The following is a 19,580-nucleotide window of genomic DNA, read 5'->3' as shown; positions in this document are numbered from 1 at the left end:
AAGTTACGGCGGTCAATAGCGACAGGGAAACGCCCGGACCCATCCCGAACCCGGAAGCTAAGCCTGCCAGCGCCAATGATACTGCCCCACCCGGGCGGAAAAGTAGGACACCGCCGAACACAAATTAGGATTACCCCCCACGATTGCGTGGGGGGTAATTCTATTTCGCGACAATTCATTACGCATTATCGCGAGACTCCTCCATCGGGTAGAAAGGCATACGTGGCTCAGGACAGAAGGGACGGCGACGCCAGGCGCCGCCCACAGCAGTCAGCGCCCCGCAGCTCCGGTCCGAACCGGGCCCGAAGGGCGCAGCCCAAGCCCGACGAATCCCGTCAGCCGCCAGGTCCGCCGATACCGGAGGGCATCGAGCCAAGGCAACTCGCGCCTGACGTGCGCGGCGAGCTGACGACACTCGACCGCTCGACCGCCGACTTCGTGGCTCGTCACCTGGTGGCCGCCGGCCAGCTCATCGACGACGATCCACAGACCGCACTCGAACACGCCCGCGCCGCTCGCAACCGCGCCGCCCGCATCCCCGCGGTGCGCGAAGCGGTCGGTATCGCTGCCTACCACTGCGGCGACTGGGCGCAGGCGCTCGCCGAACTGCGCGCCGCCAGGCGGATGGGTAGCAAATCATCCCTTCTCGCACTGATCGCTGACTGCGAACGCGGTGTCGGACGTCCGGAGCGCGCGATCGAGTTGGCTCGCAGCCCCGAGGCCGCCCAGCTCACCGGCGACGACGCCGACGAGCTCAAAATCGTTGTGGCCGGGGCTCGCTCCGATCTCGGGCAGCACGAGCAGGCCTTGGCGCTTCTGTCGACGCCGCAACTGGATCCGAGCCGTAAGGGACAGACCGCGGCGCGCCTGTTCTACGTATACGCCGAAACGCTTCTGGCCCTTGGCCGCAGCGAGGACGCGCTCCAGTGGTTCATCAACGCCGCCGCCGCCGACCTGGAGGGTGTGACCGACGCCGAAGAACGCATCACGGAGCTCTCCTGAGGTGAACGCCCTCGCACATGAGCACGACTGCCTTCTGCTCGACCTCGACGGCACCGTCTTCCGAGGACACGAAGCCACCGTTGGAGCGGTCGATACGCTCGCCACGATCAGCGCACGCGCCCTCTACGTCACCAACAACGCCTCGCGTGAGCCCGCCGACGTCGCCCGACATCTTCACGCCCTGGGTTTTCGCGCCGCACCAGAGGACATCGTCACCAGTGCACAGAGCGCCGCACGGCTGTTGGCGGCCCAACTGCCCTCTGGGGCAGTCGTTCTCGTCGTCGGAACCGAAGCTCTTGCCAACGAGGTCATTCGCGTCGGGCTGAAGCCCGTCCGACAGTGGTCGGACGGACCGGTCGCCGTCGTGCAGGGGCACTCACCGCAGACCGGTTGGCCCGATCTGGCCGAAGCGGCTTTGGCCGTCCGGGCCGGCGCCCTGTGGGTAGCGGCCAATGTCGACCGGACCTTGCCGTCGGAACGGGGATTGTTGCCCGGCAACGGATCCATGGTGGCGGCGCTACGCGCGGCGACCGACCGCGAACCCCAGGTGGCGGGCAAGCCGCAGCCGACTCTGCTCACCGATGCCCTGGCTCGAGGCGCCTTTCAGACCCCGCTGGTGATCGGCGATCGCCTCGACACCGACATCGCCGGGGCCAACGCCGCCGGACTGCCCAGCCTGCTCGTGCTCACCGGCGTCAGCACGGCCGTCGACCTCGTCCATGCACAGGCCTCGGAGCGGCCGACCTATCTGGGTGCTGATCTGCGGTCGCTCGGCACTTCGTCGGCCGCATTGCGCATCGAGGCCCACCCCGCCTGGCGCATCGACGTCGCGTCACCGACGGTGACGGTGCACTCCACCGGCCACGATCCCAGCGACGCCCTGTCAGTGGTGCGGGCCACCGCCGATGCGGTATGGAACGCCGGCCTCGACGGCCGGTCGGTCGCGATCACCGCCGGTGACGACACCGCCCAACAGGCCCTGCAACGCTGGTCCCTGCTTCCCGAGTCGAATCAGCTAGCGTGAACCTCGATATGAGTACCGATCCCGAACAGATTCGCGCCCGGATCGCGGAGTTGCTGGCAGACCTGCCGGACCCCGCGCAAGAAGGCTCGGGTTTCGCGGACCTGACCGACGACGACGTCGAGCTGCTCGCGGCCCGGCTGGAAGAGGCGCACGACGTGCTCGTGCAGGCGCTCGAGTCGGTCGAGAAGGGCTGAGCGCCGTGGCACGGCGCGCGCGAGTGGACGCCGAGTTGGTGCGACGAGGGTTGGCCCGGTCCCGCCAGCAGGCGGCCGAGCTGATCGGTGCGGGTCGGGTGAGCATCGACGGGATGCCAGCCGCCAAACCCGCGACCGCCGTCTCGGTCACGGCCAGCCTCACCATCGAGGGTGCCGACGAGCGCACTTGGGTGTCGCGGGGTGCGCACAAGCTGATCGGGGCACTGGACGCATTCGGTCTCCCGGTGGACGGCAAGCGATGCCTGGACGCCGGCGCATCGACGGGCGGCTTCACCGAAGTGCTGCTCGACCGAGGCGCCCGCCAGGTGATCGCCGCCGACGTCGGCTATGGACAGCTGGCCTGGTCGCTGCGAAACGATCCGCGGGTGACCGTGATGGAGCGCACCAATGTGCGTGAGCTGACGGCCGACGCGATCGGCGGCCCCGTCGACCTTATCGTCGCCGACCTGTCGTTCATCTCACTGACCACAGTTCTGCCGGCGCTGACGTCGTGCGCGTCACCTGACGCCGATATCGTTCCGATGGTGAAGCCGCAATTCGAGGTCGGCAAGGACCGGGTCGGTGCCGGAGGCGTGGTCACCGATCCGGCGTTGCGCGCCGAGGCGGTCCTGTCGGTGGCCCGACGCACCGCCGAACTGCGCTGGTATCCGGTCGCGGTGACAGCGAGCCCGCTTCCCGGGCCGTCCGGCAACGTGGAGTACTTCCTGCACCTGCGCGCCGGCGGGGGATTGGAAGGACACGACCTCGAGACCGCCGTCCGTACCGCCGTCGCGGAGGGTCCGCAGTGAACACCGACCGCGCAATTCTCATGGTGGTACACACCGGCCGCGACGAAGTCACCGAGGTCGCCCGGCGCGTGCAGAAGGTGCTTGGCGACAACGGAATTGGTCTCAAAGTTCTGTCGGCCGAAGCCGTCGACCGCGGACCCGTTCCCGTCTCGCCCGACGACATGCGCTCGCTCGGCGTCGAGATCGAAGTGGTCGACGCCGACGAGCGCGCCGCCGAGGGTTGCGAACTCGTCCTGGTCCTCGGCGGCGACGGGACCTTCCTGCGCGCTGCCGAACTCGCTCGCAACGTCGAAATCCCGGTGCTCGGCGTCAATCTCGGTCGTATCGGCTTTCTCGCCGAGGCGGAGGCCGACTCCATCGACACGGTGCTCGACCGGGTCGTCAAGCGTGATTACCGCGTCGAGGAGCGGATGACGCTCGACGTCGTGGTGCGCGTGGACGGCGAGATCGTCGACCGCGGCTGGGCGCTCAACGAAGCCAGCCTCGAGAAGGGGCCCCGGCTCGGAGTGCTCGGAGCCGTCCTCGAGGTCGACGGCCGCCCCGTGTCGTCCTTCGGCTGCGACGGTGTGCTGGTCGCGACGCCGACCGGGTCGACGGCGTGGGCGTTCTCCGCCGGCGGGCCGATCGTGTGGCCTGACCTCGAGGCAATCCTGGTGGTACCGAACAACGCTCACGCATTGTTCGCCCGGCCGATGGTCACCAGCCCTGAATCGGCGATCGCGATCGAGGTCGAGGCAAGGAGCCACGACGCGTTGGTGTTCTGCGATGGGCGCCGCGAGATGGTGGTTCCAGCCGGCGGACGCGTGGAGGTCACCCGGTGCGGAACCCCGGTGAAGTGGGTACGCCTCGACAGCGCACCGTTCACCGACCGCCTGGTGCGCAAGTTTCGCTTGCCGGTCACGGGGTGGCGCGGGCAGTAGTGCTTTCCGAGATCCGTATCGAGTCACTGGGCGCGATCAGCGCCGCGACCGCTGAATTCGACGTCGGTTTCACCGTGCTGACCGGCGAGACCGGTACCGGCAAGACGATGGTGGTCACCGGTCTGCACCTGCTCGGCGGCGCACGCGCCGACGCCACCAGGGTGCGCTCCGGGGACAACCGTGCGGTTGTCGAAGGACGTTTCACCACAACCGAACTCGGTGATGGCGTGGCGTCGCTGGTGGATGAGATCCTCGACAGCTCCGGCGCCGAACGCGACGACGACGGCTCGGTCATCGCGGCCCGCTCGGTCAGCCGCGACGGCCCGTCGCGCGCCTATCTGGGCGGCCGCAGCGTGCCGGCCAAATCGCTGAGCAGCTTCACCGCCGAACTGCTCACGCTGCACGGGCAGAACGACCAGCTGCGGTTGATGCGCCCCGATGAACAACGCGGCGCGCTCGACCGGTTCGCCGATGTCGAGACGCAGCTGAAGAAGTACCGCCGCGTGCGGGAGGAGTGGCTGTCGGCCCGGCGCGATCTCTTGGACCGCACACAGCGAGCGCGGGAGCTGGCGCTCGAAGCCGACCGGCTGAAGTTCGGGCTCAACGAAATCGACGCGGCCGCACCGCAACCGGGTGAGGATGCCGCGCTCGTCGACGACATCCGGCGGCTTTCCGAACTGGACGCATTACGCGACGCAGCCCAGATCGCCCGGGCTGCCCTCGCAGGACCCGACGACCCCTCGCCCGACGCCGTGTCCGCGGCCCATGGTGTCGCACAGGCCAAATCGGCGCTGGAGGCCACTGAAGACACCTCGTTGACCGCATTGGCCGAGCAGCTCAGCGAAGCCATCGCCGTGATCACCAATGTCAGCGGCGAACTCGGCACCTATCTGTCCGGGCTGCCGACCGACACCAGCGCGCTGGAGACCAAGCTCGCCCGGCAAGCCGAACTCCGTTCCCTCACCCGCAAGTACGCCGCCGACATCGACGGGGTGCTCGAGTGGGCCCGTGAGTCCCGGGAACGGCTCGATCAACTCGACGTGTCCGAGGAAGCGCTCGCCGGTCTGCAACATCGGGTCGACGAACTCGAGGCGAAGACCGTCGCCGCAGCCGCCGACCTCACCAAGGCCCGAACCAAGGCCGCCAAGGGTCTATCCAAGGCGGTGACCGCGGAACTGTCCGGGCTGGCCATGGCCGGCGCGGTGTTCACCGTGTCCGTGGGCCCGCTGCTCGCGCGCGCCGACGACTCGGCGCCGGTCGTGTTGGCGTCGGGCGAGACGGTGCATGCCGGCCGCGACGGCGTCGACAATGTCGAGTTCGGCTTCGCCACTCGCGGCACCGATGTTCTGCCCCTACACAAGAGCGCATCGGGCGGTGAACTCTCGCGGGTCATGCTGGCACTCGAGGTCGTGTTGTCCTCGTCGGCGGAGGGAACCACGATGGTGTTCGACGAGGTCGATGCCGGAGTCGGAGGCCGGGCAGCGGTGCAGATCGGCCGTCGGTTGGGCCGGCTGGCCCGCACCCATCAGGTCATCGTCGTCACGCACCTGCCGCAAGTCGCCGCCTATGCCGACGTGCACCTCGTCGTCGGGGGAGAGGGTGGGAAAAGCACCGACAGCGGTGGCCGAAAGTCCCCGAGGAGCGGGGTTCGGCGCCTCGACGACGAGGAGCGGGTGGCCGAGCTGGCGCGCATGCTGGCCGGGCTCGGCGAATCCGACAGCGGCCGCGCCCACGCCCGCGAGCTGCTCGAGGCGGCGCAGAACGAGCGCGCCGAAGGCGGTTAGCCGCCCAGCACCGTGTCGATCAGCGCGCTGAGGAATTTCGGCTCGACGGCTTCGTCGCTCGCCAGGCGCCGGTAGAACAGGGCACCCGACAGCGCCACGGATGCGGCCTCGGGATCGACGCGGGCCGGAAACTGCCCGTCACTGACACCGGAGGCGATGGTGGCGGTGAGCCGCCGGCGTCGTAGCGCCGAATATTCATGGAAGAACCGGCGGATGTCGGGTTCGGTCTCCGCGGCGTGCACGAGCGCGGGAATGCAGGCCGAGACTGCGGAATCGCTCAGGGCGGCGGCGAGGTGCTCCAGCAGAATCTGAACCTGCTCGCGTGCCGTCCCGGTGGGTGCTTCCCGCCCGGGGTTCGGCTGAACATTGAGAGTCTCGAGAGCGTCGGCGATCAACGCAGTCCTGTCCGGCCAATGCCGATACAACGTGCTGCGGCCCACGCGCGCCCGAGCGGCGACAGACTCCATCCGGAACCCGGCGTAGCCGACCTCGGCGAACTCGTCGAGTGCGGCGCGAAGGATTGTCCGGCGAGAGTGTTCTGCGCGCGGATCGAGTCGACCTATCTGGGACATTTATGTATCATAACCCTTAGGAGGTGCACTTATGAGTACTGTTAGTGTTCGCTACATAGTGGATGACGTCGATTCAGCCGTCCAGTTCTACACCAATCACTTTCGCTTTGACGTGGACTTCAGACCCGGACCCGGGTTCGCCATGCTCCATCGCGACGAGTTGCGGCTGCTGTTGAACTCACCCGGCGGCGGAGGCGGAGCGGGGGAGACGCTCAGCGACGGCAGCCGGCCCGTTCCTGGCGGCTGGAATCGAATCCAGTTGGAAGTCAACGACCTTGACGACACCGTCTCCCGGCTCTCCGACGCCGGCGTGCGTTTTCGCGGGGACGTCATCACGGGCCGCGGCGGGCGTCAAGCCTTGGTCTCTGATCCGTCCGGCAATCTCGTGGAATTGTTCGAACCATCCCGCTGAGTGTTACGTGTGTGACAAAAGGGACAGATGATACGGCGCGCCTCCGACAGATAGCTCGCTGATCTCGACAAAATCGGCGCATGAAGATGTCAGCGCTGCTATCTCGTAATGCCAGCTCACGTCCGGGCATCACCGGCACGGCCAGAGTCGACCGCGACATCGATCGACTTCTGCGACGCGTCACCCCCGGCGACATCGTCGTCATCGACGCCCTCGACCTCGACCGCATCACCGCAGATGCGCTCGTCGAGGCCGGTGTCACCGGCGTGGTCAACGCCTCGCCCTCCATCTCCGGGCGCTATCCCAACCTGGGGCCCGAGGTTCTGGTCGCCAACGGGATCACCCTGATCGACGACACCGGCGACGACGTCTTCAAGAAGGTCAAGGACGGCGCGCGGGTGCGTCTGCACGAGGGCGGCATCTACACCGGTGATCGGCGCCTCGTGCTGGGCGTCGAGCGCACCGATCACGAAATCCATGAGCTGATGCACGAGGCCAAGAGCGGGTTGGTGGCCCATCTCGAGGCGTTCGCGGGCAACACCATCGAATTCATCCGCAGTGAGAGCCCGCTGCTGATCGACGGCATCGGCATCCCCGACATCGACGTCGACCTCAACCGGCGCCACGTCGTGATAGTCGCCGAGGACGTCGATGCCGCCATCGACCTCAAAGCGCTCAAACCCTTCATCAAGGAGTACCAACCGGTGCTGGTGGGCGTCGGTACCGGCGCCGACGTGCTGCGCAAGGCGGGCTACCGGCCCCAACTCATCGTCGGCGACCCCGACAAGATGAGCGCCGAGGTGCTGCGGTCCGGGGCGCAGGTGGTGCTGCCCGCCGATGCCGACGGGCACGCCGCCGGTCTCGAACGAATCCAGGACCTCGGGGTCGGGGCGATGACGTTTCCTGCTGCGGGATCGGCCGCCGACCTGGCGTTATTGCTGTGCGACCATCACGGTGCGTCGCTGATCGTCACTGCCGGCCACACCGCCAGCATCGAGGAGTTCTTCGACCGCGCGCGCCAGCAGAGCAACCCGTCGACATTCCTGACCCGGCTCAAGGTGGGGGAGAAGCTCGTCGACGCCAAAGCCGTTGCCACGCTGTACCGCAGCCGGGTGTCGGGCGGAGCGATCGCGCTGCTGGTGCTCGCCGTGTTGATCGCGGTGATCGTTGCGCTGTGGGTGGCACGTGTCGACGCCGCGCTGCTGGACTGGATCGTGGACTACTGGAACCGCTTCTCGCTGTGGGTCCAGGGCTGGGTCACCTAGGAGCGCCCGATGATATCGCTACGCACACACGCGATTTCGCTCGCTGCGGTGTTCCTCGCGCTGGCCATCGGTGTCGCGCTCGGATCGGGGATGCTGTCCAACACCGTGCTGTCGGGGCTGCGCGATGACAAGAACGAGCTCCAGGAGCGGATCAACACCCTGACCGACGAGAGGAACGCGCTCAACGAAAAACTCGGCGCAGCAGGGGAGTTCGATGCGCAAATGTCACCGCGCATCCTGCGCGAGACACTGGTCGACAAATCGGTGGTGCTGTTCCGCACCCCCGACGCCGCCGATGATGACGTCGACGCGATGACACGACTCGTCGGTCAGGCCGGGGGAACGGTCAGCGGAACCGTCGGGCTGACAGCACAGTTCGTCGAGGCTAACGCCGCCGAGAAGCTGTTGTCGGTGGTCAACTCGCCGATTGTGCCGGCGGGCAAACAGCTCAGCACCACGTCGGTGGACCAAGGCTCCCAGGCCGGCGACCTGCTGGGCATCGCGCTGATGATCGATCGCGATCCCAAGGTGCAGACCGTCGACGACACGCAACGCGAAACGGTGCTCGCCACACTGCGCGACACCGGTTTCATCACCTACACCGACCGGGTGGGCGCGGCGAACACCGCGGTGATCGTGACCGGCGGACCGCTGGGCGATGACGCCGGCAACCGGGGCGCCACCGTGGCCCGATTCGCCGGCGGGCTGGCCCCGCACGGTTCGGGCACCGTCCTGGTCGGCCGCGACGGATCGGCATCGGGGACCGCGGCGATCGCCGTGACGCGCTCGGATCCCGCACTGACCTCGGCGGTCAGCACGGTCGACGACGTCGGCACCGAATCCGGCCGCATCACCTCGGTGCTGGCGCTGGGCGATCTGGCCAATGGCGGCAAGCCCGGCCAATACGGCATCGGCCAGGGTGCGACGTCGGTCACCGTGCCGCAGTAGGCCGTCGCACGCCAGGGTCCCCGACGCTCAGGTCCTCGGCGCGTCACCGACGCTCAGGTCCTCGGCGCGTCACCGACGCGGTGTCGCCCTCGGTGTTAAGGTGGGGTTCCGTGGGTCGGCAGGCCCCAAACTAGGAATCAGCCTAGAGACGTAAGCCCTGCCCGTCGTCACGGAGGTCGTTCTTGCCAGCGTTACGCAAACATCCGCAAACGGCCACCAAGCACCTCTTCGTCACCGGTGGCGTCGTCTCTTCACTCGGCAAGGGACTCACCGCTTCGAGCCTCGGGCAGCTGCTGACCGCGCGCGGCCTGCAGGTGACGATGCAGAAGCTCGACCCGTACCTCAACGTCGACCCCGGCACCATGAACCCCTTCCAGCACGGTGAGGTGTTCGTCACCGAGGATGGCGCCGAGACCGACCTCGACGTGGGCCACTACGAGCGCTTCCTCGACCGGAACCTGTCAGGGTCGGCGAACGTGACCACGGGACAGGTGTATTCGACGGTCATCGCCAAGGAACGACGCGGTGAGTACCTCGGCGACACCGTGCAGGTGATCCCGCACATCACCGACGAGATCAAGGCACGAATCCTGGAGATGGCCGCACCGGACGTCGACGGCAGGCGCCCCGATGTGGTGATCACCGAGATCGGCGGCACGGTCGGCGACATCGAATCGCTGCCGTTCCTGGAAGCGGCGCGCCAGGTACGCCACGAGGTGGGTCGGGAGAATTGCTTCTTCCTGCACTGCTCGCTGGTGCCCTACATGGCGCCGTCGGGGGAACTGAAGACCAAGCCGACTCAGCATTCGGTGGCCGCGCTGCGCAGCATCGGCATCACCCCGGACGCGTTGATCCTGCGCTGCGACAGGGACGTCCCGGAACCGCTGAAGAACAAGATCGCGTTGATGTGCGACGTCGACATCGACGGCGTCATCTCCACCCCGGACGCCCCCTCGATCTACGACATCCCGAAGGTGCTGCACCGCGAGGAGCTCGACGCCTACGTCGTGCGCAGGTTGAACCTGCCGTTCCGCGACGTCGACTGGACACAATGGAACGACCTGCTTCAGCGGGTGCACGAACCGCACGAGACGGTGCGAATCGCGTTGGTGGGCAAGTACATCGACTTGTCGGATGCGTACCTGTCGGTGGCCGAGGCATTGCGAGCGGGCGGGTTCGCGCACCGGGCCAAGGTGGAGATGCGCTGGGTGGCCTCCGACGACTGCGAGGTCGACGGCGACGCGGCCGCTGCGCTGGCCGACGTGCACGCGGTACTGATACCCGGTGGCTTCGGCATCCGCGGCATCGAGGGCAAGATCGGTGCGATCCAGTACGCCCGCAAGCGGGGTCTGCCCGTGTTGGGGCTGTGCCTGGGGCTGCAGTGCATCGTGATCGAGGCGGCCCGGTCGGTCGGCATCACCGAAGCCAACTCCGCGGAGTTCGACCCGACCACCCCGCACCCGGTGATCTCCACCATGGCCGACCAACGCGACGCCGTCGCAGGGGAGGCCGATCTCGGCGGCACCATGCGGCTGGGCGCGTATCCGGCTGTGCTGGAACCGGATTCGATCGTAGCGCAAGCTTATGACGCCACGGAGGTGTCGGAGCGGCACCGTCACCGCTACGAGGTCAACAACCAGTACCGCGACCGCATCGCCGAGAGCGGACTGCGGTTCTCGGGAACCTCCCCGGACGGCCACCTCGTCGAGTTCGTCGAGTATCCGCGCGACACGCACCGCTTCATCGTCGGCACCCAGGCGCATCCCGAGCTCAAGAGCAGGCCCACCCGACCGCACCCGTTGTTCGTCGCGTTCGTGGGCGCGGCCCTGGACTACAAGGCCGAGGAGCGCTTGCCCGGTATGGACATCCCCGAGCAGCGGTCCAACGGCGTCGAGCACGGCGCCGAGGTCGGGGCCCTGCTGCAAGAGCCCGCGACTCGTGGCTGACCACGACTTCGAGACGGTCTCCTCTGAAACCCTCTACGTCGGAAACATCTTCGCGTTGCGCGCCGACGAGGTGCGCATGCCCGGCGGACATACCGCCCGCCGCGAGGTCGTCGAGCACTACGGTGCCGTCGCGGTGCTGGCGATGGACGAGGACCGCAACATCGCGATGGTCTACCAGTACCGGCATCCGCTGGGCCGTCGCCTGTGGGAGTTGCCCGCCGGCCTACTCGACCTCGGAGGCGAACCGCCGCACGTCACCGCCGCGCGTGAACTCGAGGAGGAGGCCGGACTGTCGGCCACCGATTGGCGCGTGCTGGTCGACCTCGACTCCGCGCCGGGCTTCAGCGACGAGAGCGTGCGGGTCTATCTGGCCACCGGGCTCACCGACGTCGGACGCCCCGAAGCCCGCGACGAGGAAGCCGACCTGACGCTGCGGTGGTATCCGCTCGACGAGGCGGTACGCATGGTGCTGGCCGGTGAGATCGTCAATTCCATTGCCGTCAGCGGCATTTTGGCGGCCAACACCGTCACCGACCCGGACAAGCTGAGAAGCGTCGACGCACCGTGGACCGATCGGCCCACCGCGTTCGGTCGCCGTCAGGGGCTCCCGTGACGACCTTCACAACCGCGCTCGAAGGTCAGGTCCAGGGCTATCTCGACCACCTGACCATCGAACGCGGTGCGGCCGCCAACACATTGAGCTCCTACCGCCGCGACCTGCGTCGCTACATCGAACACCTGACCGCACGCGGTATCGACGACTTGACCAAGGTGACCCAGACCGATGTCAGCGAGTTCCTGGTGGCATTGCGCCGCGGGGACGCCGAGGCCGGAACCGCCCCGCTGTCGGCGGTGTCGGCGGCGCGAGCGCTGATCGCGGTGCGAGGCCTGCATCGCTTCGCGACGGCCGAGGGGTTGACCGAACTGGACGTCGCCTCGGACGTCAAGCCGCCGACCCCGAGCAGGCGGCTGCCCAAGAGCCTGTCGCTCGACGAGGTGCTGGCCCTCCTCGAGGCAGCGGGCGGCGACAGCGACGCCGACAGCCCTCTCACGCTGCGTAACCGCGCTCTGCTGGAACTGCTGTATTCGACCGGGGCGCGCATCTCGGAGGCAGTGGGGCTCGACATCGACGACGTCGACACCCATGCTCGTTCGGTGCTGCTGCGCGGTAAGGGCGGCAAGCACCGGCTGGTCCCGATCGGCAGGCCGGCGGTGACCGCACTCGACGTCTATTTCGTACGAGGGCGTCCCGACTTGGCGCGCCGTGGCCGGGGCACACCCGCGATCTTCCTGAACGCCCGCGGCGGGCGGCTGTCGCGGCAGAGCGCGTGGCAGGTGTTGCAGGACTCCGCCGAGCGCGCCGGAATCACCTCCGCGGTGTCGCCGCACGTGCTGCGGCACTCGTTCGCCACGCATCTGCTCGACGGCGGCGCCGACGTCCGTGTCGTGCAGGAGTTGCTCGGCCACGCCTCGGTGACCACGACGCAGATCTACACCATGGTCACGGTCAACGCGCTGCGCGAGGTCTGGGCCGGCGCCCACCCGCGGGCGCGGTAGCCGTTGGCCTTAACCGGTTGATCGCCCGCACCAGCTGCGTGGAATCCACCCGTCAAGGCTGTTGTCCGCCCAGATACTCGGACTCGAGAACCAGGTCGGCGAACAGTGACTGGTACTCCGCGTGCGTCCTGTGCTCGACGGTGTCGAACAACGTGCCCTGCTGCCGGCGCATGTATTCGCGGTACTTCGGCGCCCCGGGGAGTTTCACGTTGTCGGCGACGACGACGGAGCCGCGGTGCAGCCAGCCGCGGTCGAGGATGCTCTGCAGATCGGCCAGGTAGGCGGCCTTGTCGTGGTCGATGAACACCACGTCGAGCAGGTCCGGGCCGAACCCGTGCTCGGAAGCCAGCGCGTCGAGGGTGCGACCGCCGTCGCCGATCGTGCCGACCACACACGTGATGCGGTCCGCGACGCCCGCGTGCGCCCAGACATCCCGGGCGATATCGGCATTGGCCTCGGCGAGTTCGACCGAGTAGATCCGCGCCGACGGTGCCGCCCTGGCCAGCCGCAGGGCACCGTATCCGCAGTAGGTGCCGAGCTCGAGCACCAGGCGAGGGTCGGCGCGGCGCACCGCGGCGTCGAGGATCGCGCCCTTCTGGTCGCCGACATTGATCAGGAAGGACTTCTCGTAGGCGAACCGGTCGATCGTCGCGAGGACGTCGTCGATGTCACCCTGCCGCGCGTTGGCCACCACGTAGTCGCGAAGCGCGGCCTCGCGCCCGTCACCAACCTGACCGGTGGTGGAGATGTTGCGCACGCCTAGCGCCAAGCGCAGGAACGACCACCTCAGCAGCGGGATCCGTTGCCTCAAGCCCATGGCGTCAGCCTAGGACGCGACGCGGCTCAATCGGCTCCCAACTCGCCTGCGGGTCTGGCTGACCTGGCACGTTCCTGCCGTTAAACTTGCCCGGATGTCCGCCATGCCCGTGAACTGCCTGACCAGCGACGGTCAGGCATGAGCGACGACGCAGGAGGCGGCGGAACACCGGAGACCCTGGGTCTGACCGGCCGGCCACCGCGGGACATCCCCGAACCGCAGCCGAAGACGACGCACGGTCCGGCCAAGGTCATCGCGATGTGCAACCAGAAGGGCGGGGTCGGCAAGACCACGTCGACGATCAACCTCGGCGCCAGCCTGGCCGAGTACGGCCGCCGGGTGCTGCTCGTCGATCTGGACCCGCAGGGCGCCCTGTCGGCGGGCCTGGGGGTGCCGCACTACGAACTCGAGCACACGGTGCACAACCTGCTGGTGGAACCGCGGGTGTCGATCGACGATGTGCTGATCCACACCCGGGTCAAGAACCTCGACCTCGTGCCCAGCAACATCGATTTGTCGGCGGCAGAGATCCAACTGGTGAACGAGGTCGGCCGGGAACAGTCGCTGGCGCGTGCGCTGTACCCGGTGCTGGACCGCTACGACTACGTCCTGATCGACTGCCAGCCATCGCTCGGCTTGCTCACCGTGAACGGCTTGGCGTGCAGCGACGGTGTGATCATCCCGACCGAGTGTGAGTTCTTCTCGCTGCGCGGCCTGGCTCTGCTCACCGACACCGTCGACAAGGTCCACGACCGGCTGAATCCGAAGCTGTCGATCAGCGGCATCCTGATCACCCGCTACGACCCGCGCACCGTAAACTCACGCGAAGTCATGGCCCGGGTAGTGGAGCGTTTCGGTGACCTCGTGTTCGACACCGTCATCACCCGCACGGTGCGCTTCCCCGAAACCAGTGTCGCCGGTGAACCGATCACCACATGGGCGCCGAAATCCGGTGGGGCGCAATCGTATCGATCTCTGGCTCGCGAGGTCATCCACCGGTTCGGCGCGTGAATGACCCGGTGACGGGGACCGAAGCCGAGACGACCCCGGATTCGGACGATGCTCCACAGTCGGGTTTTCAGGTTCGGCTGAGCAATTTCGAGGGCCCGTTCGACCTGCTGTTGCAGCTGATCTTCGCCCACCGCCTCGACGTCACGGAGGTGGCACTGCACCGGGTGACCGACGACTTCATCGCCTACACCAAGGCGATCGGCCCCCAGCTCGAACTCGACGAGACCACCGCGTTCCTGGTGATCGCCGCGACCCTGCTCGACCTGAAGGCGGCGCGCCTGCTGCCAGCCGGCGAGGTGCACGACGAAGAAGACCTCGCCCTGCTCGAAGTACGTGACCTGCTGTTCGCCCGCCTGCTGCAGTACCGCGCGTTCAAGCACGTCGCCGAAATGTTCGCCGAACTGGAAGCCGCGGCGCTGCGCAGCTACCCGCGTGCGGTCGCATTGGAGGACCGTTACTCCGCGCTGCTGCCCGAAGTGATGATCGGCGTGGACGCTGAGGCCTTCGCGCAGATCGCCGCGGCGGCGTTCACGCCGCGGCCGGTGCCGACGGTGAGCACCGAGCATCTGCACCACGCGGCGGTGTCGGTTCCCGAGCAGATCGGTAATCTGATGGCACTGCTGGAGAGCCGCGGGATCGGCCAGTGGGCGTCCTTCCGAGATCTGGTCGCCGATTGTGAAGCGCCGATCGAGATCGTCGGGCGGTTCCTGGCGCTGCTCGAGCTGTACCGGGCTCGGGCGGTAGCATTCGAACAACCTGAAGCGCTTGGTGTGCTGCAGATTTCGTGGACCGGCGAGCGGCCGACACACCAACACCTGGCGGTGGAAGAAGATCAGTATGGATAGCGAAGACCACGACAACCTCGACGAGGTCGCGACGGACCTCGACCGCGAGGGCGTCGCGGCCGACGCGACCGATCTCGGGATCGACGTCGCCGAACCGCCCGAGCTGGAGGACGGTGAGCTCGGCGCGGTGCTCGAGGCGCTGCTGCTGGTGGTCGACACCCCGGCGACCGTGGAGCAACTGGCGCTGGCGATCGAGCAGCCGCCGTACCGCGTCGCGGCGAAGTTGCAGGCGATGGCCCAGGAGTACACCGCCCGTGACAGCGGTATCGACCTGCGCGAGGCGGGGGGCGGCTGGCGGATGTACACGCGCTCGCGCTACGCCCCGTATGTGGAACGGTTGCTCCTCGACGGGGCGCGCTCGAAGCTGACGCGCGCGGCGCTGGAGACGCTGGCCGTGGTGGCCTATCGGCAGCCGGTGACTCGCGCCCGAGTGAGCGCGGTGCGCGGCGTCAACGTCGATGCGGTGATACGCACGCTGGTGGCCCGCGGCCTGATCACCGAGGCGGGCACTGATCCCGACACCGGCGCAGTGACGTTCGCGACCACGGAGCTCTTCCTCGAACGGTTGGGCCTGACGTCTCTGGCCGACCTCCCCGACATCGCGCCGCTGCTGCCCGACGTCGACGTGATCGACGACCTCAGCGAAACCCTGGACGAGGACCCGCGTTTCATGAAACTCAGCGGTGCTCCGGCGCCCGAACAGCCGCTGTCCTTCGATGTGGACACCGACGCACATGGCTGAACCCGAAGGCGTGCGGCTGCAGAAAGTGTTGTCGCAGGCCGGAATTGCGTCGCGCCGGGTCGCCGAGAAGATGATCAGGGACGGACGCGTGGAGGTCGACGACCGCGTCGTCACCGAGTTGGGCACCCGCGTCGACCCCGAGGTCTCGGTGATCCGGGTCGACGGGGCGCGGGTGACGCTCGACGACACGCTGGTGCACCTGGCGATCAACAAACCCAAGGGCATGCATTCGACGATGTCCGACGACCGGGGCCGCCCGTGCATCGGTGACCTTGTCGAGCACCGGGTTCGGGGTAACAAGAAGCTGTTTCATGTCGGCCGGCTCGACGCCGACACCGAGGGGCTGATGCTGTTGACGAACGACGGGGAGCTGGCCCACCGGCTGATGCACCCCTCGTTCGAGGTGCCCAAGACCTACCTGGCCACCGTGCTGGGCGCAGTGCCCCGCGGGGTGGGCCGCCAGCTGCGCTACGGCGTTGAACTCGACGACGGACCGGCACGGGTCGACGATTTCGCGGTCGTCGACAAGGTTCCCGGCAAGACGCTGGTGCGGGTCACCCTGCACGAAGGTCGCAAGCGGATCGTGCGTCGGATGCTCGCGGCGGTCGGCCATCCGGTGCAGGAGCTGGTGCGAACCGACATCGGCACCGTCACGCTCGGCGATCAGCGTCCGGGCAGCATCCGGGTGCTGACGCAGAAGGAGCTCGGCGAGTTGTACAGGGCGGTCGGCCTGTGACGCCACTGGTCATCGCCGTCGACGGTCCCGCCGGAACTGGCAAGTCAACGGTGTCAAGGGGTTTGGCGCGTGAGCTGAACGCCCGGTACCTCGACACCGGGGCGATGTACCGGATCGTCACACTGGCCGTACTGCGTGCCGGTGTCGAGCTGACCGATACCGAGGCCGTCGCGGCGACCGCCGCAGACGCCGAACTGGCCGTCGGCTACAACCCCGATGAAGATTGCTCTTACCTTGACGGAGAAGACGTTTCGTCTGAGATCCGCGGCGACGCGGTGACCAAGGCGGTGTCAGCGGTCTCGGCGGTGCCCGCCGTGCGCACACGACTCGTCGACCTGCAGCGCAAGCTGGCCTCCGGGCCGGACAGCGTCGTCGTGGAGGGCCGTGACATCGGGACGGTGGTGCTGCCCGACGCCGACCTCAAGATTTTCTTGACCGCATCGGCCGAAGAGCGTGCGCGACGCCGCAACGACCAGAACAAGGCGACCGGTCTGGACGATGACTACGAGGCGGTGCTGGCCGACGTCAAGCGGCGCGACCACCTCGACTCCACGCGGGCGGTCTCGCCGTTGCGGCCTGCCGACGACGCCGTCGTCGTCGACACCAGTGCGATGACGCAGCCCGACGTGATCGAGCATCTGAGAAACCTCGTGCGGGAGCGGGCGGGAGCGCAGCGATGAGCGAGGACGGAACCTGGGTCGACGAAAGCGATTGGGAGATCGCCGAAGACTCGGCAAGAGATATAGCCGAGGCAATCGAGGAGGCCGCGACGGCACCGCCCGTCGTCGCCGTCGTCGGGCGACCGAACGTCGGTAAGTCGACGTTGGTGAACCGGATCCTGGGCCGTCGAGAAGCCGTCGTGCAGGACGTACCGGGGGTGACGCGCGACCGGGTGTCCTACGACGCGTTGTGGTTGGGCCGCAGATTCATCCTGCAGGACACCGGCGGTTGGGAGCCCGACGCGAAGGGTCTGCAACAGCTGGTGGCCGAGCAGGCATCGGTGGCGATGCGGACAGCCGACGCGATCATCTTCGTCGTCGACGCGGTGGTCGGCGCCACCACTGCCGACGAGGCGGCAGCGAAGCTGTTGCAACGCTCCGGTAAGCCGGTGTTCCTGGCGGCCAACAAGGTTGACAGCGAGCGCGGGGAAGCCGACGCCGCCATGCTGTGGTCGCTGGGTCTGGGCGAGCCGCACCCGATCAGCGCCATGCACGGCCGCGGGGTGGCCGATCTGCTCGACACCGTGATCGACGCGCTGCCCACGGTGTCAGAGATGTCCAGCGGTGGGGGAGGACCGCGCCGGGTTGCGCTCGTGGGCAAGCCGAACGTGGGCAAGAGCTCGCTGCTGAACCGGCTGGCCGGTGATCAGCGCTCCGTCGTCCACGACGTCGCGGGCACCACCGTCGATCCGGTCGACTCGCTGATCGAGATGGACGGCAAGATGTGGCGGTTCGTCGATACCGCGGGTCTGCGGCGCAAGGTGGGGCAGGCGAGCGGGCACGAGTTCTATGCGTCGGTGCGCACCCACGGCGCCATCGACGCGGCCGAGGTGGCGATCGTCCTGATCGACGCGTCGCAGCCGCTGACCGAGCAGGACCAGCGCGTGCTGTCGATGGTGATCGAGGCCGGCCGGGCGCTGGTGCTGGCGTTCAACAAGTGGGACCTGGTCGACGAGGACCGCCGTTACCTGCTGGACCGCGAGATCGACCGCGAGCTCGTGCAGTTGCAGTGGGCGCCGCGGGTGAACATCTCGGCCAAGACGGGCCGCGCGGTGCAGAAACTGGTCCCGGCCCTGGAGAAGTCGCTCGAGTCGTGGGACACCCGCATCTCCACGGGGCGGTTGAACACGTTCCTCAAGGAAGTGGTGGCGGCCCATCCGCCGCCGGTGCGCGGCGGTAAGCAACCGCGGATCCTGTTCGCCACCCAGGCCACAGCTCGCCCGCCGACGTTCGTGCTGTTCACCTCGGGGTTCCTGGAGGCCGGCTATCGACGGTTCCTGGAGCGGCGACTGCGCGAGACGTTCGGCTTCGAGGGCAGCCCGATCCGGATCAACGTGCGGATGCGAGAGAAGCGGGGACCCCGCTCTCGGTGATTTGTCGAGCGCAACCGGCGGTGGGCGCCGCTACCGCTCCACAAATCGACGATTAGCCTTGCCCAAGTGCCCGTCGTCGACATGGTCCTCATCGCGTTGGCGGGTCTGGGAGCGGGCGCTATCAACACGCTCGTCGGCTCCGGCACCCTGATCACCTTTCCCACCCTGGTGGCGTTGGGCTATCCGCCGGTGACGTCGACGATGTCGAACGCGATCGGGTTGGTGGCCGGCGGGGTGTCGGGCACCTGGGGTTACCGGCGCGAACTGCGGGGACAGTGGGATCGGCTGCGGTGGCAGATTCCGGCCTCGTTTGTGGGCGCGGCGCTGGGTGCGTGGCTGCTGCTGAATCTGCCGGAGACTGTGTTCGAGCAGGTCGTGCCGGTGCTTTTGATCGCGGCGCTGGTGTTGGTGGTGGTCGGTCCGCGAATCCAGTCGTATGCGCGGGCTCGGGCCGAAGCGGCGGGGCAGTCCGCCGAGCACGTGTCGCGGTTCCAGTTGGCCAGCGTCGTCTTCGCGACGTTCGCGGTCGGGATCTACGGGGGCTACTTCACCGCAGCTCAGGGGATTCTGCTGATCGCGGCGATGGGCGCGCTGCTTCCCGAGGGCATGCAGCGCATGAACGCCGCCAAGAATCTGCTGTCGTTGGTGGTCAACATCGTGGCCGCGGTGGCGTACACCTTGGTGGCGTTCGACCGGATCAGCTGGGCCGCGGCGGGCCTGATCGCGGCCGGTTCGTTGGTCGGCGGCTTTCTTGGGGCCCGCTACGGTCGCCGACTTTCGCCCAACGCGCTGAGGGCGGTGATCGTGGTGGTGGGAATCATCGGGCTGTATCGATTGCTGACCCTCTAGAGCAGTTCTGTATGGTTAGTCGAAGCTGACTGACCAGGAAGGGGAGCCGGGTGGC

At 67.7% G+C, this 19,580-nt stretch carries 21 protein-coding genes and 1 rRNA gene; 20 read left to right on the top strand and 2 right to left on the bottom strand.

Going from position 1 to position 19,580, the window contains the following annotated elements:
* Nucleotides 1-4 precede the first annotated feature (4 nt).
* The 7 genes from rrf to recN all read left to right on the top strand — a co-directional run bounded on the left by rrf (nt 5) and on the right by recN (nt 5,733).
* A 5S ribosomal RNA gene (gene rrf / locus CEX88_RS12470) occupies nt 5-119 on the top strand.
* 103 nt (nt 120-222) lie between these two features.
* The gene (locus CEX88_RS12465) at nt 223-1,002 is read left to right on the top strand and encodes a tetratricopeptide repeat protein (RefSeq protein ID WP_082961661.1); all 780 of its coding nucleotides are present in this window, start codon (nt 223-225) and stop codon (nt 1,000-1,002) included.
* A gap of 1 nt (nt 1,003) precedes the next feature.
* Complete coding sequence (locus CEX88_RS12460) at nt 1,004-2,026, top strand: HAD-IIA family hydrolase (RefSeq protein WP_094293693.1); 1,023 nt, start codon at nt 1,004-1,006, stop codon at nt 2,024-2,026.
* A gap of 8 nt (nt 2,027-2,034) precedes the next feature.
* Nucleotides 2,035-2,220 carry a hypothetical protein gene (locus CEX88_RS12455; protein WP_064396545.1) on the top strand — a complete coding sequence of 62 codons (186 nt, stop codon included), beginning with the start codon at nt 2,035-2,037 and terminating at the stop codon, nt 2,218-2,220.
* A 5-nt stretch (nt 2,221-2,225) separates the two neighbouring features.
* Nucleotides 2,226-3,029 carry a TlyA family RNA methyltransferase gene (locus tag CEX88_RS12450; RefSeq protein WP_094293692.1) on the top strand — a complete coding sequence of 268 codons (804 nt, stop codon included), beginning with the start codon at nt 2,226-2,228 and terminating at the stop codon, nt 3,027-3,029.
* 20 nt (nt 3,030-3,049) lie between these two features.
* Nucleotides 3,050-3,949 carry an NAD kinase gene (locus CEX88_RS12445; RefSeq protein WP_066843247.1) on the top strand — a complete coding sequence of 300 codons (900 nt, stop codon included), beginning with the start codon at nt 3,050-3,052 and terminating at the stop codon, nt 3,947-3,949.
* Nucleotides 3,949-5,733 (top strand): DNA repair protein RecN, encoded by a 1,785-nt coding sequence (gene recN / locus CEX88_RS12440; RefSeq protein WP_094293691.1) that lies wholly within the window; start codon nt 3,949-3,951, stop codon nt 5,731-5,733. Before CEX88_RS12445 ends, recN begins: the two co-directional genes overlap by 1 nt.
* On the opposite strand, the gene CEX88_RS12435 is transcribed toward recN, so the two are convergent.
* Complete coding sequence (locus CEX88_RS12435) at nt 5,730-6,305, bottom strand: TetR/AcrR family transcriptional regulator (protein ID WP_066843219.1); 576 nt, start codon at nt 6,303-6,305, stop codon at nt 5,730-5,732. The genes recN and CEX88_RS12435 overlap by 4 nt on opposite strands.
* A gap of 31 nt (nt 6,306-6,336) precedes the next feature.
* Between CEX88_RS12435 and CEX88_RS12430 the strand changes: the two genes are divergently transcribed.
* The 6 genes from CEX88_RS12430 to xerD all read left to right on the top strand — a co-directional run bounded on the left by CEX88_RS12430 (nt 6,337) and on the right by xerD (nt 12,433).
* On the top strand, nt 6,337-6,717 hold the full coding sequence (locus CEX88_RS12430; RefSeq protein WP_066843221.1) for a VOC family protein: 381 nt from the start codon (nt 6,337-6,339) through the stop codon (nt 6,715-6,717).
* Nucleotides 6,718-6,797: 80 nt separating this feature from the next.
* Nucleotides 6,798-7,982 carry a putative cytokinetic ring protein SteA gene (steA, locus tag CEX88_RS12425; protein WP_066843222.1) on the top strand — a complete coding sequence of 395 codons (1,185 nt, stop codon included), beginning with the start codon at nt 6,798-6,800 and terminating at the stop codon, nt 7,980-7,982.
* Between the two features lie 9 nt (nt 7,983-7,991).
* The gene (locus CEX88_RS12420) at nt 7,992-8,930 is read left to right on the top strand and encodes a copper transporter (protein ID WP_066843224.1); all 939 of its coding nucleotides are present in this window, start codon (nt 7,992-7,994) and stop codon (nt 8,928-8,930) included.
* A 182-nt stretch (nt 8,931-9,112) separates the two neighbouring features.
* Nucleotides 9,113-10,876, top strand: coding sequence for a CTP synthase (locus CEX88_RS12415; RefSeq protein WP_066843226.1), 1,764 nt, complete (start codon nt 9,113-9,115; stop codon nt 10,874-10,876).
* Nucleotides 10,869-11,489 (top strand): NUDIX domain-containing protein, encoded by a 621-nt coding sequence (locus CEX88_RS12410; RefSeq protein WP_066843229.1) that lies wholly within the window; start codon nt 10,869-10,871, stop codon nt 11,487-11,489. The genes CEX88_RS12415 and CEX88_RS12410 overlap by 8 nt, the downstream gene beginning before the upstream one ends.
* The gene (xerD, locus tag CEX88_RS12405; protein ID WP_094293690.1) at nt 11,486-12,433 is read left to right on the top strand and encodes a site-specific tyrosine recombinase XerD; all 948 of its coding nucleotides are present in this window, start codon (nt 11,486-11,488) and stop codon (nt 12,431-12,433) included. The genes CEX88_RS12410 and xerD overlap by 4 nt, the downstream gene beginning before the upstream one ends.
* A gap of 52 nt (nt 12,434-12,485) precedes the next feature.
* Here the strand turns inward: xerD and CEX88_RS12400 are convergent, their stop codons facing one another.
* A complete protein-coding gene (locus CEX88_RS12400; RefSeq protein WP_094293689.1) occupies nt 12,486-13,250 on the bottom strand; it encodes an O-methyltransferase in 765 nt (254 codons plus the stop codon).
* 138 nt (nt 13,251-13,388) lie between these two features.
* Here CEX88_RS12400 and CEX88_RS12395 point away from each other — a divergent pair, with 138 nt between their 5' ends.
* From CEX88_RS12395 to CEX88_RS12365, 7 genes are all read left to right on the top strand, one after another.
* On the top strand, nt 13,389-14,261 hold the full coding sequence (locus CEX88_RS12395) for a ParA family protein (RefSeq protein ID WP_066843232.1): 873 nt from the start codon (nt 13,389-13,391) through the stop codon (nt 14,259-14,261).
* Nucleotides 14,262-14,269: 8 nt separating this feature from the next.
* Nucleotides 14,270-15,106, top strand: a complete 837-nt coding sequence (locus CEX88_RS12390) for a segregation/condensation protein A (protein ID WP_094293708.1) — start codon at nt 14,270-14,272, stop codon at nt 15,104-15,106.
* Entirely contained in the window at nt 15,099-15,848 is a 750-nt protein-coding gene (scpB, locus tag CEX88_RS12385) for an SMC-Scp complex subunit ScpB (protein ID WP_094293688.1), read from the top strand. Before CEX88_RS12390 ends, scpB begins: the two co-directional genes overlap by 8 nt.
* A complete protein-coding gene (locus CEX88_RS12380) occupies nt 15,841-16,584 on the top strand; it encodes a pseudouridine synthase (RefSeq protein WP_094293687.1) in 744 nt (247 codons plus the stop codon). Before scpB ends, CEX88_RS12380 begins: the two co-directional genes overlap by 8 nt.
* A complete protein-coding gene (gene cmk, locus CEX88_RS12375; protein WP_066843236.1) occupies nt 16,581-17,264 on the top strand; it encodes a (d)CMP kinase in 684 nt (227 codons plus the stop codon). Before CEX88_RS12380 ends, cmk begins: the two co-directional genes overlap by 4 nt.
* Nucleotides 17,261-18,676 (top strand): ribosome biogenesis GTPase Der, encoded by a 1,416-nt coding sequence (gene der / locus CEX88_RS12370; protein ID WP_094293686.1) that lies wholly within the window; start codon nt 17,261-17,263, stop codon nt 18,674-18,676. The genes cmk and der overlap by 4 nt, the downstream gene beginning before the upstream one ends.
* Before the next feature lie 66 nt (nt 18,677-18,742).
* Nucleotides 18,743-19,525, top strand: a complete 783-nt coding sequence (locus CEX88_RS12365; protein ID WP_094293685.1) for a sulfite exporter TauE/SafE family protein — start codon at nt 18,743-18,745, stop codon at nt 19,523-19,525.
* Nucleotides 19,526-19,580: the final 55 nt, after the last annotated feature.

Origin of the sequence: Mycobacterium neumannii (assembly GCF_002245615.1) — a bacterium.
GTDB lineage: Bacteria > Actinomycetota > Actinomycetes > Mycobacteriales > Mycobacteriaceae > Mycobacterium > Mycobacterium neumannii_A.
The sequence above is the reverse complement of the archived record's forward strand: the minus strand, read 5'-3'. Positions and strand labels throughout refer to the sequence as shown.